A 14,210-nucleotide genomic window follows, 5' to 3' on the forward strand; every position below is an offset into this window, starting at 1 on the left:
GGCTGCGCGGTCGGTTCCGGCAGTCGAGGGGAGGGGGACCTCGGGGGTGCTACGGAGTTGATGACGTGAACGGATCGAGGGGTGATTCGTTCACGTCATCAGGTTCGCAGCCTCTCTGGGGTCAGGGTTCCTGGTCGGGCGTGCGGGTGAAGACGAAGGTGGCGATGTCGAGGGCTACCGGGTGGCCGTCCGCGTCGCGGAGGACGGTGAGGAGTTCGCCGTCCTGGGGGCCGGAGCGGCCGCGCCAGCGGTCCGGGCCCTCCGGGGTGAACCGGAGCAGCGGCCGGCCCACCGGGCCGCCCACCAGGTCGCCGGCGGGGTCCACGCGGAACTCGTACTCGTTGCCCATCCACCACCAGCGGCCGGTCAGCTCGGCCAGGTCGGCGGGCGGCGACTGGGCCGGGCGCCACGGGACGGGCGCGGCCGGCTCGGCGTCCAGCACCAGGGTGAGCACCTCGCGGGCCAGGCCGACGACGTGGTGGCCGGCGCGCAACCCGTAGGAGTTGGCGAAGTCCACCACGGCGGTGCGGCTCGGCCGGTGCACCGCGAGACCGGCGACGTACCCGGGCATCGAACCGCCGTGGCCCAGGTAGACCCGCTCGCCGACCCGGTAGAGCTCCACGCCCAGGCCGTGCCCGCCGGTCCAGGAGTCCAGGTCGCTGATCACCACCGGCGCGCACATCTCGGTGAGGGTGGCCGGGGCGAGCACGTCCGGGGCCGGGTCGGCCAGGAACGCCGCCCAACGGCTCAGGTCCGCCACGGTCGACCAGAGCTGGCCGGCCGGCGCCATCGCCCCGGTGTCGGTACGCGGCTCCTCGCGCAGCGTCTCGTGCCAGGGGTGCACGACGTAGCCCCGGGCGTACGGCTCGGCCGGGTGGTAGGTGGTCCGGTGCATGCCGAGCGGTTCGAGGAGCCGCTCGCGGAGCAGCTCGGCCCAGGGTGTCCCGGTGACCCGCTCCAGCACCCCGCCGAGCAGCCCGTACGCCAGGTTGGAGTAGTGGTAGACCAGGTGCGGCGGGTGGGCGATCTTCTCCGGCGCCAGCCCGGCCAGCAGGGTGGCCAGGTCGGCGCCCTCGGTCCGCTCCCACCACTGCCCGTCCGGCTCGCGCTGCAGGCCGCTGGCGTGCCCGAGCAGCTGCCGCAGGGTGAGCGCGCCGACCGGGGTGCCGGGCAGGTGCTTGTCCAGCGGGTCGTCGAGGGACAGCCGGTCGGCGTCGCGCTGCTGCAGCACCAGCACGGCGGTCATGGTCTTGCTGATCGAGCCGATCCGGTACTGCAGGTCCGCGTCGGGGGTCGGGTGGTCGCCGGCGACCGAGAGGTGGGCCAGGTCGCCGTCCCGGACCACGCCGAGGGCGAGCGAGGGCGCGCGTCCCTCCGCCTGGGCCCGCCTGACCAGCGCGTCGATCCGTCGGGCGGTCTCGGGCAGCAGGGCCATGGTCGTCCTCCTCGGTGCTGGTCGGCGCGGTGCCGAGCTTAGGTGATCATTTCGGGTCGTTGCCGCGAGCGTCGGCGTGTCACGATCGAAGGGTGGACGCCGTGTTCTGGATCGTGCTGGGTGTGGTGCTGGCGGTCGCCGAGATCTTCACGACGACGCTGTTCTTGATCATGTTCGCGGCCGGGGCGTTCGCCGCCGCCGGAGCCGCCGCGCTCGGTGCCGACGTCGCGGTCCAGGCCCTGGTCTTCGCAGCGGTCTCCGCGCTCTGCGTGGCGGTGGTCCGGCCGGTCATCCGGCGGCACGCCCGCCCGGCGCTGGAGAGCGGCGAGCAGCCGTTCGGCGTGGAGGCGCTGGAGGGCGCCACGGCTCTCGTGCTGGAGCCGGTGGACGCCGAGCGGGGCCTGGTCAAGATCGATGGCGAGATGTGGAGCGCCCGGTCGTTCGACGCGACCCGGAGCTACGCCGCCGGTGAGCGGGTGCAGGTGATAAAGGTCCGGGGCGCCATCGCCCTGGTCTGGCAGGACGAGATTTCCAGCCCGGGCGGACTGCCCGAAGCGAAAAGGTGAGCGGTATGGAGATTGCAGCGATCCTGTTGATCGCCATCGCGGTGATCGTCGTGGTGACGCTGGTCAAGGCGGTGCGGATCGTCCCGCAGCAGCGGCAGGACGTGGTGGAACGGCTGGGCAAGTACAAGCGCACGTTGAGCCCGGGGCTCAACCTGCTGGTGCCGTACATCGACGCGGTGCGCACCAAGGTCGACATGCGGGAGCAGGTGGTCAGCTTCCCGCCGCAGCCGGTGATCACCTCGGACAACCTCGTCGTCTCGATCGACACGGTGCTCTACTTCAAGGTGGTCGACTCGGTCCGGGCCACCTACGAGATCTCCAACTTCCTCCAGGCCATCGAGCAGCTCACCGTCACCACGCTGCGCAACGTGATCGGCTCGCTGGACCTGGAGCGGGCCCTGACCAGCCGCGAGGAGATCAACCGGCACCTCTCCGGGGTGCTGGACGAGACCACCGGCCGGTGGGGCATCAAGGTCACCCGGGTCGAGATCAAGGCGATCGAGCCGCCGCCGAGCATCCGCGACTCGATGGAGAAGCAGATGCGCGCCGAGCGGGACCGCCGCGCCGCGATCCTCAACGCCGAGGGCCTCAAGCAGTCGCAGATCCTCACCGCCGAGGGTGAGAAGCAGGCCGCGGTGCTGCGCGCCGACGGTGACCGGCAGGCCCGGATCCTGCAGGCGGAGGGCCAGGCCAAGGCGATCCGTACCGTCTTCGACGCGATCCACCAGGCCAACCCGAGCCAGAAGGTGCTCGCCTACCAGTACCTCCAGGCGCTGCCGCAGATCGCGAACGGCTCGGCCAACAAGGTCTGGATCGTCCCGGCCGAGCTGACCAAGGCTCTGGAGGGGATGGGCGGCGCGCTGGGCGGGCTGGCCGGCATGGTCGGCGACGCGCCGTCGCCGGAGGCCAGCCGGGGCGCCGGCGAGGTGGAGCGGGAGGCCGCCGAGGCCGCGCAGGCCGCCGCCACCGCCGCGCAGGAGATCCACGACGAGGTACGCGTCGCCGAGGCGCAGGCCACCGGCGGCAACGGTCCGCAGGGGCTGCCGGCCCCCGAGCCGGTCTCCCCGGAGAGCCTGCTCAACGACCCCGCGGACCACCGCGAACGGGGCTGAGCCCGCCGCCGTCCGACCCGGACGGCAAATGCGAGAAAGCCTCATGCGGCGCCCCGGTGCCTGCCACGATCGGTCTCAGGACGGGTGGTGAGCAGGGACCGGGGCGCCGCGTGCGTCCCGCGCCGCTCGTGGGCGGAGCGAGGTGAGGCATGAAGGATCGGGCGAACCGGCTGTTCTCCAAGGAACTGTTCTCCAAGGAACTGTTCTCCGCGGAATCGGTCCCCGGGGCGCACGACCCCGCCGGGCCGCTCGGCACCCGGCGTACCGGGGGCGGGTTCGGGGTGTTGCCGTTCGTCTCCGAGCCGGGACCGGGCGCCCCGGCCACCGACGCCAGCTGGGCCTGGTCGGTACGCCGGTTCGCCCGCGCGGCGGTCTGGCTGCTGCCCGCGTACGCGATCCTCTACGGCCTGGTGGCGATGGCCAGCGACGGTGGGGTGGGCAACGATCCCTACCCGGCCGACGGGCAGCCGCTCTACCTGGTGAGCTGGGTGGCGGCGGTCTGGCTCGGGCTGCTCGCGCTGCTGGCGCTCACCGGCCTGCTCGCCGCCACCCGGTGCCGACGGGTGGCCCTCGTCGGGCTGCTGGCCAGCATCAGCGGGATGGTGCTGATGCTGCCGTTCGCCGGGCTGGCCGAGCAGACGCCGGTCTTCGGCCTCGCCGCGCGGAGCATCGTCCTGTTCGGGGCCTTCTGGTACAGCCTGGGGTGGCTGCTCACCGGCTGGTCGGTCGCCCGGTCCGGGATGTTCTCCTACGGGGACGGGATCATGCTCATGATCGCGGCTCCGCTGCTCGGCCTGGGCGGCGCGCTCATCGGCTCGCTGCAGACCTTCGGCGCGATCTTCGTGCTGATCTCCGGCATCGGCATCGGCTACCGCTCCGGCCGGCTGGTCCCCGCCGTCATCGCCCGCGACGCCATCGCCGCCAGCGTCGCGGCCGCCCCCGCCCCACCCACCACTCCCAGCAACCCCAACGGCCCCCTCCCCAGCTGACCCCACCCCGTCCTCTCGATCATGAAGTTGGCGGCACCCCAGGGAGATCCACATCGCCGTCAACCTCATGATCACGGCGCCTCCCGGAAGCTGAGAGGTCGCCGTGAGGTAACTGACAGTTGCCTGGCGGGGTGGCCGGTTGGCGGCATTCGCGGCAATCCTGGAGTCCATGCCGTCTTCCCGGTCGCCGCTGTCGCGGCTCCTCACCGTGCTCCTCGCCGGCGTCCTCGCCGGCCTGGCCCTCGCGGTCGCCGCGCTCCCCGGCAACCTGCTCGGCGGGTTCGCCGCCAAGGCGGCCCTGGGCGCGTACGCGGAACTGCCCGACGCGCTGCGCACCCCCGCGCAGCCCCAGCGCTCCTACCTCTACGCCAACGACGGCAAGACCCTGATCACCACGTTCTACGACGTCAACCGCACCGACGTGCCGCTCGCCGAGATCGCGCCGGTGATGCGGCAGGCGATCGTCGCGGCCGAGGACCGCCGCTTCTACCAGCACGGCGGCGCCGACCTGCGCGGCATCGCCCGCGCTCTGGTCGCCAACGTCAAGGGCGGCGGCACCGAGCAGGGCGGCTCCACGCTGACCATGCAGTACGTCCGCAACGTGCTCAAGACCGATCCCACCCGCACCGCCGAGGAGCGGCAGGCCGCCACCGAGCAGACCGTCGGGCGCAAGCTCCAGGAGATCCGGTACGCCGGCGCGCTGGAGAAGACCCTCAGCAAGGACGAGATCCTCAACCGCTACCTCAACATCGCCTACTTCGGCTCCGGCGCGTACGGCGTCGCCGCGGCCAGCCAGCGCTACTTCGGCAAGGCCCCGGGGGACCTGACCCTGGGCGAGGCGGCCCTGCTCGCCGGCCTGGTCCAGTCGCCCGACGAGTACAGCCCGATCGACGGGGACAAGGAGCAGGCCCTCGCCCGTCGGGCGTACGTGCTCGACTCGATGGCCTCCACCGGCGCGATCACCGCGCAGCAGGCCGCGGCGGCGAAGGCGGAGAAGCTGACCCTGCACCCGACCGCCCAGCCCAACGGCTGCACCGCGGTCGCCCAGGGGCACGACGACTGGGGCTTCTTCTGCGACTACCTGCGGCAGTGGTGGCTCGGCCAGCCGGCGTTCGGCAACACCGTCAAGGAGCGCGAGCAGGCGCTGCGCCGGGGCGGCTACACCGTGATCACCTCGCTGGACCCGAAGGTCCAGCAGACCGCCCAGCAGCAGGCCACCAAGGTCTACGGGTACGACAACAAGCGCGCCCTGCCGATCGCCGCGGTCGAGCCGGGCACCGGCCGGGTGCTCGCCATGGCCGTCAACCGGCACTACAGCCTGGCCGACAACCCGGCCGGGCAGGCCAACCACCCGAACACCGTCAACCCGCTGATCTCCGGTGGCGCCAGCGTCGACGGCTACCAGGCCGGCTCGACCTTCAAGCTGTTCACCATGCTCGCCGCGCTGGAGGCCGGCAAGCCGCTCGCCACCGGCTTCGACGCCCCGGCCAAGCTGCCCACCCGGTACGGCTCGGACGCCGAAGGCAACTGCGACGGCAAGTGGTGCCCGGCCAACGCCAACCCGGAGTGGATGGACGGCTACCGGATGATGTGGGACGGCTTCGGCCGCTCCGTGAACACCTACTTCGTCTGGCTGGCCGAGCAGGTCGGCGAGGACAAGGTGGTGGAGATGGCGCAGCGGCTCGGCATCACCTTCCGGGCCGGCTCCGACGCCGACTTCGCGAAGAACGACGCCGAGAACTGGGGCGCCTTCACCCTCGGCGTGGCCGCCACCACGCCACTCGACCTGGCCAACGCGTACGCCACCGTGGCCGCCGAGGGGACGTACTGCACCCCGCAGCCGGTGGTCTCGGTGACCGCGGCCAACGGCGAGAAGGTCGACGTCGGCCAGCCCTCCTGCAAGAAGGTGCTGGACACCGACGTGGCCCGGGCCGCCACCGACGCCGCCCGCTGCCCGGTCGGCCAGCAGTCCGCGTTCGGCCAGTGCAACGGCGGCACCGCCACCGGCGTCGACCGGATCGTCGGCCGGCCGGTCGCCGGCAAGACCGGTAGCTCCGAGCAGAACGCCACCGAGACCTTCGTCGGGTTCACCCCGCAGGTGGCCGTCGCCGGCATCGCCGCCAACCCCGACGACTCGACCGACCTGGTCGGCTCGGCGGTGCAGGCCAAGGTGATCGACGCGGTCGCCCGGGTGATCCGGACCGCGGTCGACGGCAAGCCGGTGAAGGACTTCACCGCGCCGAGCCGGGAACTGGCCGGCAACCCGCAGCGTCCCCAGCCGCGCCCCACGCCGACGCCGGAGCCCCGGCAGCAGCAGGACCGCGGCCTCCCGTCGGACCTCCTGCGCTGGCTCCAGGGCCGCGGCCGCGGCTGAGTAGTTAGGAAGGGGCCCCTGCTATAACGGAGGCGTTAACAAGGGGCCCCTCCTTACCGCTCAGCCGCGAAGCGGGCGGGGGCCGACGCGGAACATGCCGGTCATGTCGTCGGGCACCGCGTAGCCGAACCGGCGGTAGAGGCTGACCGAGCCGCCGGTCGCGAAGAGGCCGACGAAGGTACGCGACGACGCCCGGCCGGCGATCCACTCCTCCAGCCGGGCGAGGATCGCCGCGCCCACCCCGCGCCGCTGCCGCTCCGGAACCACCGCCAGGTCCTGCAGGTAGTAGTAGATCGCCCCGTCGCCGACCAGCCGGCCCAGCCCGATCACCCGGTCGCCCTCGACCGCCACCACGGCGTGCAGCGAGGCGGCCAGCGACGCCGGGATCGCCGCCGGGTCGTACGCGTCGGTCCAGCCGACCGCCGTGGTCACGGTGACAAACTCCTCGACCGTGGGCAGCCGGTCCTCCAGGCGGTACTCCACGATCGGAATCTAACGCCCGACCAGCGCCGACACCGCCCGGTCCAGCGCCGTCGCCACCTCGTCCGGCCCGCCGTCCCCGTCCAGCACCACGAACGACCCGTACTCCGGCAGCGCCCGGTAGGCCGCGTCCAGCGCCCGCAGGTGCGCCAGCTCCTCGGTGTCGATGCCGCGGTCCGCCACCCGCCGCTGCGCCACCTCGGGCGAGGTGGCCAGGAAGCAGACCACCGCCGGGCGCGGGAAGATCCGGTACGCCGCGCGGACCGTCCGCCGTCCCCGGTCGCCCCGGGCCGCCATGATCACTTCCTGGCACCAGGTCCACCGGTCCAGCACGGCCACCCGCCCGGTCAGCCGGGTCACCAGCACCGTGCGCGCCATCGCCACCGCGCGGACCGTCGCCTCCAGAACGGGATAGAGGGTCCGGCCGAACAGCGCCACCCCGTCCGCCCGGCCGAGCGCCCGGGCGAGCCGGTTCCACAGCGGCCGGCCACCGGCGTTCTCGAAGTACGTCGCCGGCACGCCGCCCTCGGACAGCCGGCGGGCCAGGGCCCGGGCCTGGGTGCTCTTGCCGGAGCCGTCGACACCAACCAGGGCGATCATCAGGGGACGGGTCACGCCGTCGGACGGTAGCCGGCCGGGGCAAGCGCGCCCGGCAAAAAAATCCGGCCCGGCTGTCGGATCGTGACCGGCGGCTCCGACCCACCGGTGAGCGCGCCCGCCGGGGCGCACCGGTACGCCGAGGAGCACACCATGGGAAAGATCATTTACTGGGTGCACCAGTCGATCGACGGCTTCATCGAGGGGCCGAACGGCGAGTTCGACTGGCCGGTGATGGGGGAGGAGCTGTCCGCGTACTCCATCGGGCTGACCGAGCGGGCCGGCGCGTTCGCCTACGGCCGCCGGGTCTGGGAGATGATGTCCTGGTACTGGCCGCGTGCCGAGTCGATGTCCGACCACCCGCACAACCTGGCGTTCGCGCCGATCTGGCGGCGTACCCCGAAGGTGGTCGTCTCCCGCACGCTGACCGGCGCGGACTGGGACGCCCGGGTGGTCGGCGGCGGCGACCTCGCCAAGGAGGTCGCCGAGGTCCGCGAGCAGATCGACGGCGACCTGCTGCTCACCGGCGGTACCGGCGCGGCGGCCGCGCTGAGCGCGCTCGGCCTGATCGACGAGTACCAGATGGTGGTGCACCCGGTGCTGCTCGGCGGCGGCAAGCGGGTGCTGCCGGACACCGACCGGCTCGACCTGCGGCTCGCGGAGAGCCGGGCCTTCGACGGGCGGTCGGTGCTGCTGCGCTACGTCCGGGCGTGACCGGGCAGAATCGTGCCGTGCCCGTCCACGAGATCACCGACCCCGACGACGACCGGATCGCCGACTACCGCGCGTTGACCGACGTCGAGCTGCGTACCCGCTGGGAGCCGCCGCACGGCCTGTTCATCGCCGAGGGGGAGCTGGTGCTGCGGCGGGCGCTGCGGGCCGGCTACCCGGCCCGGTCGTACCTGGTCGACGCGAAGCGGGTGGACCAGCTCACCGACCTGGACACCGGGGACGCGCCGGTCTACACGGCCACCCCGGAGGTGCTCCAGCGGGCCACCGGCTTCCACGTGCACCGGGGCGTGCTCGCCTCGTTCCACCGCAAGCCGCTGCCCAGCGCCGCCGAGGTGCTCGACACCGCCCGGCGGGTGGTGATCCTGGAGGACGTCAACAACCACACCAACCTCGGCGCGGTCTTCCGGGGAGCCGCCGCGCTCGGCATCGACGCGGTGCTGCTATCGCCGTCTTGCGCCGATCCGCTGTACCGGCGCAGCGTGCGGGTCAGCATGGGGGAGGTCTTCGCGGTGCCGTACGCCAAGCTCGAGCGCTGGCCCGCGGGTTTGGACCAGGTGCGGGAAGCGGGCTTCACCGTGCTCGCCATGACGCCGGCTCCGGACGCCGTACCGATCCAGCGGTTGATTCCGGCGCAGCGCGAGCGGGCGGCGTTGCTGCTGGGAGCCGAGGGTCCGGGCCTCACCGCGGCGGCCCAGTCCGCCAGCGACGTACGGGTGGTCATTCCGATGCGGCGTGGAGTGGACTCGTTGAACGTCGCCGCCGCTGCGGCGGTGGCGTTCTGGGAACTGGGTCGGGACGACCCGCCGTTCGGCACGGGGTAGCCGCCGCTTCGCTTGCATGACCATGCGATTCGATGCATAATCTTCCTCGTGTCCAAGGTCCTCACCTCCCTGCCCACCGGCGAACGTGTCGGCATCGCCTTCTCCGGCGGCCTCGACACCTCGGTCGCGGTCGCGTGGATGCGCGACAAGGGTGCCGTTCCCTGCGCCTACACCGCCGACATCGGCCAGTACGACGAGCCCGACATCGCCTCGGTGCCGGGTCGCGCGCTCAGCTACGGCGCGGAGGTCGCCCGCCTGGTCGACTGCCGCGCCGCCCTGGTTGAGGAGGGCCTGGCGGCGTTGACCTGCGGGGCCTTCCACATCCGCTCGGGCGGGCGGGCGTACTTCAACACCACCCCGCTGGGCCGGGCCGTGACCGGGACCCTGCTGGTTCGGGCGATGATCTCCGACGACGTCCAGATCTGGGGCGACGGCTCGACCTTCAAGGGCAACGACATCGAGCGGTTCTACCGGTACGGCCTGCTGGCCAACCCGCAGCTGCGCATCTACAAGCCGTGGCTCGACACCGACTTCGTCACCGAACTGGGTGGGCGTAAGGAGATGTCGGAGTGGCTGCTCGAACGCGGCCTGCCGTATCGGGACAGCACCGAAAAGGCATACTCCACCGACGCCAACATCTGGGGCGCCACGCACGAGGCGAAGACACTCGAGCACCTCGACACCGGCATCGAGACGGTCAACCCGATCATGGGAGTCCGGTTCTGGGACCTGTCGGTGGAGATCCCGACCGAGGATGTCACGATCGGCTTCGACCAGGGGCGCCCGGTGACGATCAATGGCAAGGAGTTCGGCAGCCCCGTCGACCTGGTGCTGGAGGCCAACGCCATCGGCGGCCGGCACGGCCTGGGCATGTCGGACCAGATCGAGAACCGGATCATCGAGGCCAAGAGCCGGGGCATCTACGAGGCGCCCGGCATGGCGCTGCTGCATGCCGCGTACGAACGGCTGGTCAACGCCATCCACAACGAGGACACCCTGGCGAACTACCACAACGAGGGCCGCCGCCTCGGTCGGCTGATGTACGAGGGGCGCTGGCTGGACCCGCAGGCGCTGATGCTGCGCGAGTCGTTGCAGCGCTGGGTCGGCACGGCGGTCACCGGCGAGGTGACCTTGCGGCTGCGCCGGGGCGAGGACTACTCGATCCTGGACACCACCGGCCCGGCGTTCAGCTACCATCCCGACAAGCTGTCGATGGAGCGTACCGAGGATTCGGCGTTCGGCCCGTCGGACCGGATCGGCCAGCTCACCATGCGCAACCTGGACATCGCCGACTCGCGGGCGAAGCTGGAGCAGTACGCCACCCTCGGCATGGTCGGCGGCGCGCCCCCCCAGCGGATGGTCGGCGCCGCGCAGGCAGCCTCGACCGGGCTGATCGGTGCGATGCCCCAGGGCGGCGCGGAGGCCATCGCCTCCCGGGGCGTCTCCTCCGCCGACGACGAGGCACTCGACCGGGCCGCGATGGAGTTCGGCGTCGACTGAGCTGGGAGCTGGGCCGGCGTCGACGGTCGTGCCCGAGTTGTCCAGCACGGTCGGGCCGGTGTACTGGGAGCGGTAGCCGACCTCGCCACTGTGCCGGCTGACCGTCGTCCCGTCCATGCCCACCCTTCCGATTCATCACGATCATCGGGACGCTACTCGACACGATCGAGACGTGGGGGCGGCCGGCTCCTAGGGACCGGCGGTGACGCAGGGTAGCGTGTCGCCCGTGTTCCCTACCGTCCGTGAGGTGCTCGCCCTGGTGCCGGTGCGCCACGGCGCGCCGCGGCTGGTCGCCGGGGACGCGGGCCTGGACCGGCCGGTGCGCTGGGTGCACGTGGCCGAGGTGCCCGACATCGCCACCCTGCTCGGCGGCGGCGAGCTGGTGCTGACCACCGGCATCGGGCTGCCGGCCGACGACGCCGGGCTGCGCGCGTTCATCGGCGACCTGGCCGACGTCGGGGTCTCCGGCCTGGTCGTCGAGCTGGGCCGCCGCTACGTGAGCGGGGTCCCCCGGGTGATGGCGGCCGCCGCCGAGCGGCGCGGACTGCCCCTGGTCGAGCTGCGCCGGGCCACCCCCTTCGTCCGGATCACCGAGGCGGTGCACGCGCTGATCGTGGACGCCCAGCTCACCGAGCTGCGGGCGGCCGAGGAGATCCACCAGCGGTTCACCGAACTCTCCGTGGAGGGCGCCGGCCCGGCCGAGGTGGTCCGGCAGGCCGCCGAGCTCTCCGGGTGCCCGGTGGTGCTGGAGAACCTGTCCCGGCAGGTGCTCGCGTACGACCCGGCGGGGGAGAGCGCCGAGCTGCTGCTGGACGGCTGGGAGCAGCACTCCCGGCGGATCCGGCCCGCCGGGCGGACCGCGTACGACACCGACAGCGGCTGGCTGGTCACCACCGTGGGCGCGCGCGGCCAGGACTGGGGGCGGCTGCTGCTGCGCTGGCCGGCCGGCGGCGAGCTGACCACCAGCCGCCCCGCGCCCGCGCTGGCCGACGAGGCCGGCCCGTCCGGCGCGGCCGGGCCCGGCGCGGCGGCCGACGGTCGACGGCTGACCGGCCCCGCCGACCGGGTCCCGGACCCGCGGCCGTCCGCCGCCGCACCGCCGACCCGGCTCACCATCCTCATCGAGCGCGCCGCGTCGACGCTGGCCCTGGGCCGGCTGATCCGGCGCGACGCGGAAGGGCTGGAACGGCAGATCCACCGCACGCTGCTCACCGCGCTGCTCGACCACTCCCGGCCGGTGGACGAGGTGGCGCTGCGGGCCAAGGCGCTCGGGGTGACCCTCGACCGGCGGCACCTGGTCGGCGTGGTGGTGCGCCACCGGGCCGACGACCCGGACGCCGGCGAACCCGGCCCGGCCCGGCTGCGCGACCTCGCCGAGGCGGTCGGCCAGGCGCTGCACGAGGCCCGGCTGACCGCCCTGACCAGCGCCGTCGACGACCACGCGGTGGGCGCGCTGCTGGCGCTCCCCGACCCGGCCGCCGAGGAGAAGGCGCTCGCCGCCTTCGCCGCCGCGCTGCGTCGGGTACGCCTCGACGCCGGCCCGGCCCGGGCGGCCGCCACCGCCGTCGCCCGCCCGACCGAACCGGCCTCCCGTCCCGGGGTCCCGGTGCCGCGCCCCGCTGACGGCGGGCGCCGCCCGACCGACGGCGGCTCCCGGGGCGGCGACGGTGTGCCCCGTCCCGGCGACGTCGCGGCCCGGTTCGGCGCGGGCGGCGGCGCACCGCGGGCGGGTGGGCCGGCGGGCGTGATCATCGCGGCCGGCAGCGGGGTGGGCAGCCTGCGCGAGGCCGGGCGCTCCCTGGTCGAGGCGCGGCAGATCGCCGAGGCGGCCCGCCGGGACCGCCGCGAGCTGCCGATCTTCCGGTTGCCGCACGTCGGGCTGGCCGGCCTGCTGCACCTGCTGCGGGACGAGCCGCGCCTGCAGACCTTCGTCGAGCGGGAACTGGGCGCGCTGCTCGCGTACGACGCGCAGCATCCCCGCGAGCAGTTGCTCGACACCCTGCGGGCGTACCTGGAGCAGGGCCGGAACAAGTCGGCGGCGGCCGCCGCGGCGCACCTGTCCCGGCCGGCGTTCTACGAGCGGCTGGCCCGGATCGGCCGCATCCTCGACGTCGACCTCGACTCGGTCGAGGCGTGCCTCTCCCTCCACGTCGCCCTGCTCGCCCTGGACGCCGTCCGCGCCCCCTGACCGACTGCGGAGGGTTGGCCGTGGCCGTCAGGTGAGGGCGGTGAGGGCCTTGGCGTAGGGGGCGGGGACGTAGTTCGGGCCTCCGGGGGTGAAGACGTCGGAGGTGGCCGCCGCCGTCCAGGCGGTGTCCGGGAGGGCGTCGACCAGGGCGCGGACCACCGGGGCGTCGCGCCACTGCTGCTGCTGGGCGAGCAGGCTCAGCGCCACCACCGACTCCTCCACCTCGCCGACGCACTCGAACGGCTTGTGCCCGTCGACGCCGAGCAGCTCCCGGTAGCCGGGGATCTGCGTGGTGTCGGCGAGCAGGTCGCCGCCGAAGATGCGGGTGATCCGCTCCCGGGACATGAACGGGGCCATGGCCAGGAAGACGAACCGGCACTTCGGGCAGTCCCGGCACCACCGCTCGCTCGCGTCGCGCAGCTTGAACGCGGCGTTGCAGCTGGTCACCACGGCGTCGTAGCGGTCGATCTCGGCGAAGAGCCGGGCGATGTGCAACTCGGAGAGCGACCGCAGCAGGGAGAAGTACGGCTCGGTGAGCCCCGCGTGTTCGGCCAGGGCGGCCCGCAGGAGCCCCTCCGCCTCGACGCCCTTGGACCACTGGTGGTTGATCTCGTGACCGTTCCAGACCAGGTTCGGGTCGGAGGCGGAGCGCTCGTTGGACATCACCACCGGGCCGAGGCCGTGCAGCACGGCGGTGGCGACCGCGATCAGCGAGTTGATCGCGGTGACCGGGATGTGGCCGTTGCGCGCGCCGGCCGCGTTGAGCTCGAACAGCACCGGGTCGATCCGCCGCCGGGCGGCCAGCGGCACCAGGTCGGACGCCTCGTTGACCGAGACGATGACGTGGTTGGGGTTGACCGAGAAGGGCACCGGGTCGAAGCCGGCCCGGCGCAGCGCCTCCAGGCTGACGATGGAGTCCTTGCCGCCGCCGACCGCGGAGAGCGGGCGCCGGTCCGAGTCGTCGTACACCCGGGGCGGGGTGACCTCGCCGGACGGCACCTCCGGGCGCAACTCCAGCACGTGCGGGAGCTGGTTGCGGTAGGCGTACTCGGCGAGGCCCCTGGTGTAGACGGCGGTGACGAACTCGACGGCGGCCGCGCCCAGTGGCGTCGGCAGCACCACCCGGTGCGGCGCGGCGGTCTTGTAGTAGCTGACCCCGGCGACGACGTGCAGCAGTTCGAGGACCCGGTTGAAGGTGGCGGCGGTCTCGTCCGAGACCGGCTCGGCCGGCAGCGGGAAGGTGATCACCTCGGTGAACCGCTGCTCGCCGTCGGGGCCGGTGAGGGCGTAGTCGAACAACGCCTCGCCGGTGGCGAAGTCGATCGAGTAGGACGGGAAGGTGAAGGCGTCCATCCGCCGGAGCTGCTCGTTGGGCACACGCCATACTAGGCCCTGGTTCGTCCGGCCGTGTCCGGC

The 14,210-nt window shown here is 73.1% G+C and carries 11 protein-coding genes and 2 pseudogenes; 9 read left to right on the forward strand and 4 right to left on the reverse strand.

The window, feature by feature from the left end; all coding sequences use genetic code 11:
- Window positions 1-121: 121 nt before the first annotated feature.
- Window positions 122-1,435, reverse strand: a complete 1,314-nt coding sequence (locus Q2K19_RS21315) for a serine hydrolase domain-containing protein (RefSeq protein WP_302763169.1) — start codon at window positions 1,433-1,435, stop codon at window positions 122-124.
- Window positions 1,436-1,527: 92 nt separating this feature from the next.
- On the opposite strand from Q2K19_RS21315, the gene Q2K19_RS21320 reads away from it, so the two are divergent.
- From Q2K19_RS21320 to Q2K19_RS21335, 4 genes are all read left to right on the forward strand, one after another.
- Window positions 1,528-2,001, forward strand: a complete 474-nt coding sequence (locus tag Q2K19_RS21320; RefSeq protein WP_302763171.1) for an NfeD family protein — start codon at window positions 1,528-1,530, stop codon at window positions 1,999-2,001.
- 5 nt (window positions 2,002-2,006) lie between these two features.
- Window positions 2,007-3,113 (forward strand): SPFH domain-containing protein, encoded by a 1,107-nt coding sequence (locus Q2K19_RS21325; protein WP_302763173.1) that lies wholly within the window; start codon window positions 2,007-2,009, stop codon window positions 3,111-3,113.
- 149 nt (window positions 3,114-3,262) lie between these two features.
- Complete coding sequence (locus Q2K19_RS21330) at window positions 3,263-4,102, forward strand: hypothetical protein (protein WP_302763174.1); 840 nt, start codon at window positions 3,263-3,265, stop codon at window positions 4,100-4,102.
- A gap of 169 nt (window positions 4,103-4,271) precedes the next feature.
- Window positions 4,272-6,476 carry a transglycosylase domain-containing protein gene (locus Q2K19_RS21335; protein ID WP_302763176.1) on the forward strand — a complete coding sequence of 735 codons (2,205 nt, stop codon included), beginning with the start codon at window positions 4,272-4,274 and terminating at the stop codon, window positions 6,474-6,476.
- A gap of 60 nt (window positions 6,477-6,536) precedes the next feature.
- Here Q2K19_RS21335 and Q2K19_RS21340 read toward each other — a convergent pair whose 3' ends face one another.
- Both Q2K19_RS21340 and Q2K19_RS21345 read right to left on the reverse strand, forming a co-directional pair.
- The gene (locus Q2K19_RS21340; RefSeq protein ID WP_302763178.1) at window positions 6,537-6,959 is read right to left on the reverse strand and encodes a GNAT family N-acetyltransferase; all 423 of its coding nucleotides are present in this window, start codon (window positions 6,957-6,959) and stop codon (window positions 6,537-6,539) included.
- Window positions 6,960-6,968: 9 nt separating this feature from the next.
- Window positions 6,969-7,571, reverse strand: coding sequence for a dTMP kinase (locus Q2K19_RS21345; RefSeq protein ID WP_302763179.1), 603 nt, complete (start codon window positions 7,569-7,571; stop codon window positions 6,969-6,971).
- Between the two features lie 135 nt (window positions 7,572-7,706).
- Here Q2K19_RS21345 and Q2K19_RS21350 point away from each other — a divergent pair, with 135 nt between their 5' ends.
- The 5 genes and pseudogenes from Q2K19_RS21350 to Q2K19_RS33540 form a co-directional block, all read left to right on the forward strand.
- Window positions 7,707-8,267 carry a dihydrofolate reductase family protein gene (locus tag Q2K19_RS21350; RefSeq protein ID WP_302763180.1) on the forward strand — a complete coding sequence of 187 codons (561 nt, stop codon included), beginning with the start codon at window positions 7,707-7,709 and terminating at the stop codon, window positions 8,265-8,267.
- The gene (locus tag Q2K19_RS21355) at window positions 8,264-9,106 is read left to right on the forward strand and encodes a TrmH family RNA methyltransferase (RefSeq protein ID WP_302763181.1); all 843 of its coding nucleotides are present in this window, start codon (window positions 8,264-8,266) and stop codon (window positions 9,104-9,106) included. The genes Q2K19_RS21350 and Q2K19_RS21355 overlap by 4 nt, the downstream gene beginning before the upstream one ends.
- Before the next feature lie 48 nt (window positions 9,107-9,154).
- Window positions 9,155-10,606, forward strand: a complete 1,452-nt coding sequence (gene argG / locus Q2K19_RS21360) for an argininosuccinate synthase (protein WP_302763182.1) — start codon at window positions 9,155-9,157, stop codon at window positions 10,604-10,606.
- Between the two features lie 226 nt (window positions 10,607-10,832).
- Window positions 10,833-12,143 (forward strand): annotated as a pseudogene (locus tag Q2K19_RS21365) (PucR family transcriptional regulator ligand-binding domain-containing protein); the annotation flags it as partial.
- Window positions 12,144-12,290: 147 nt separating this feature from the next.
- Window positions 12,291-12,794 (forward strand): annotated as a pseudogene (locus Q2K19_RS33540) (PucR family transcriptional regulator); the annotation flags it as partial.
- A gap of 27 nt (window positions 12,795-12,821) precedes the next feature.
- Here the strand turns inward: Q2K19_RS33540 and Q2K19_RS21370 are convergent.
- Window positions 12,822-14,171 (reverse strand): hypothetical protein, encoded by a 1,350-nt coding sequence (locus Q2K19_RS21370; protein ID WP_302763183.1) that lies wholly within the window; start codon window positions 14,169-14,171, stop codon window positions 12,822-12,824.
- Window positions 14,172-14,210 lie beyond the last annotated feature (39 nt).

The organism is Micromonospora sp. NBRC 110009 (genome assembly GCF_030518795.1).
Taxonomy (GTDB): Bacteria; Actinomycetota; Actinomycetes; order Mycobacteriales; family Micromonosporaceae; genus Micromonospora.

What these genes read in the sequence shown, in the direction of transcription:
- Q2K19_RS21350 (WP_302763180.1), top strand. Translation starts at nt 7,707, where the DNA reads ATGGGAAAGATCATTTACTGGGTGCACCAGTCGATCGACGGCTTCATC.
- Q2K19_RS21335 (WP_302763176.1), top strand. Translation starts at nt 4,272, where the DNA reads ATGCCGTCTTCCCGGTCGCCGCTGTCGCGGCTCCTCACCGTGCTCCTC.
- Q2K19_RS21325 (WP_302763173.1), top strand. Translation starts at nt 2,007, where the DNA reads ATGGAGATTGCAGCGATCCTGTTGATCGCCATCGCGGTGATCGTCGTG.
- Q2K19_RS21330 (WP_302763174.1), top strand. Translation starts at nt 3,263, where the DNA reads ATGAAGGATCGGGCGAACCGGCTGTTCTCCAAGGAACTGTTCTCCAAG.
- Q2K19_RS21315 (WP_302763169.1), bottom strand. Translation starts at nt 1,435, where the DNA reads ATGGCCCTGCTGCCCGAGACCGCCCGACGGATCGACGCGCTGGTCAGG.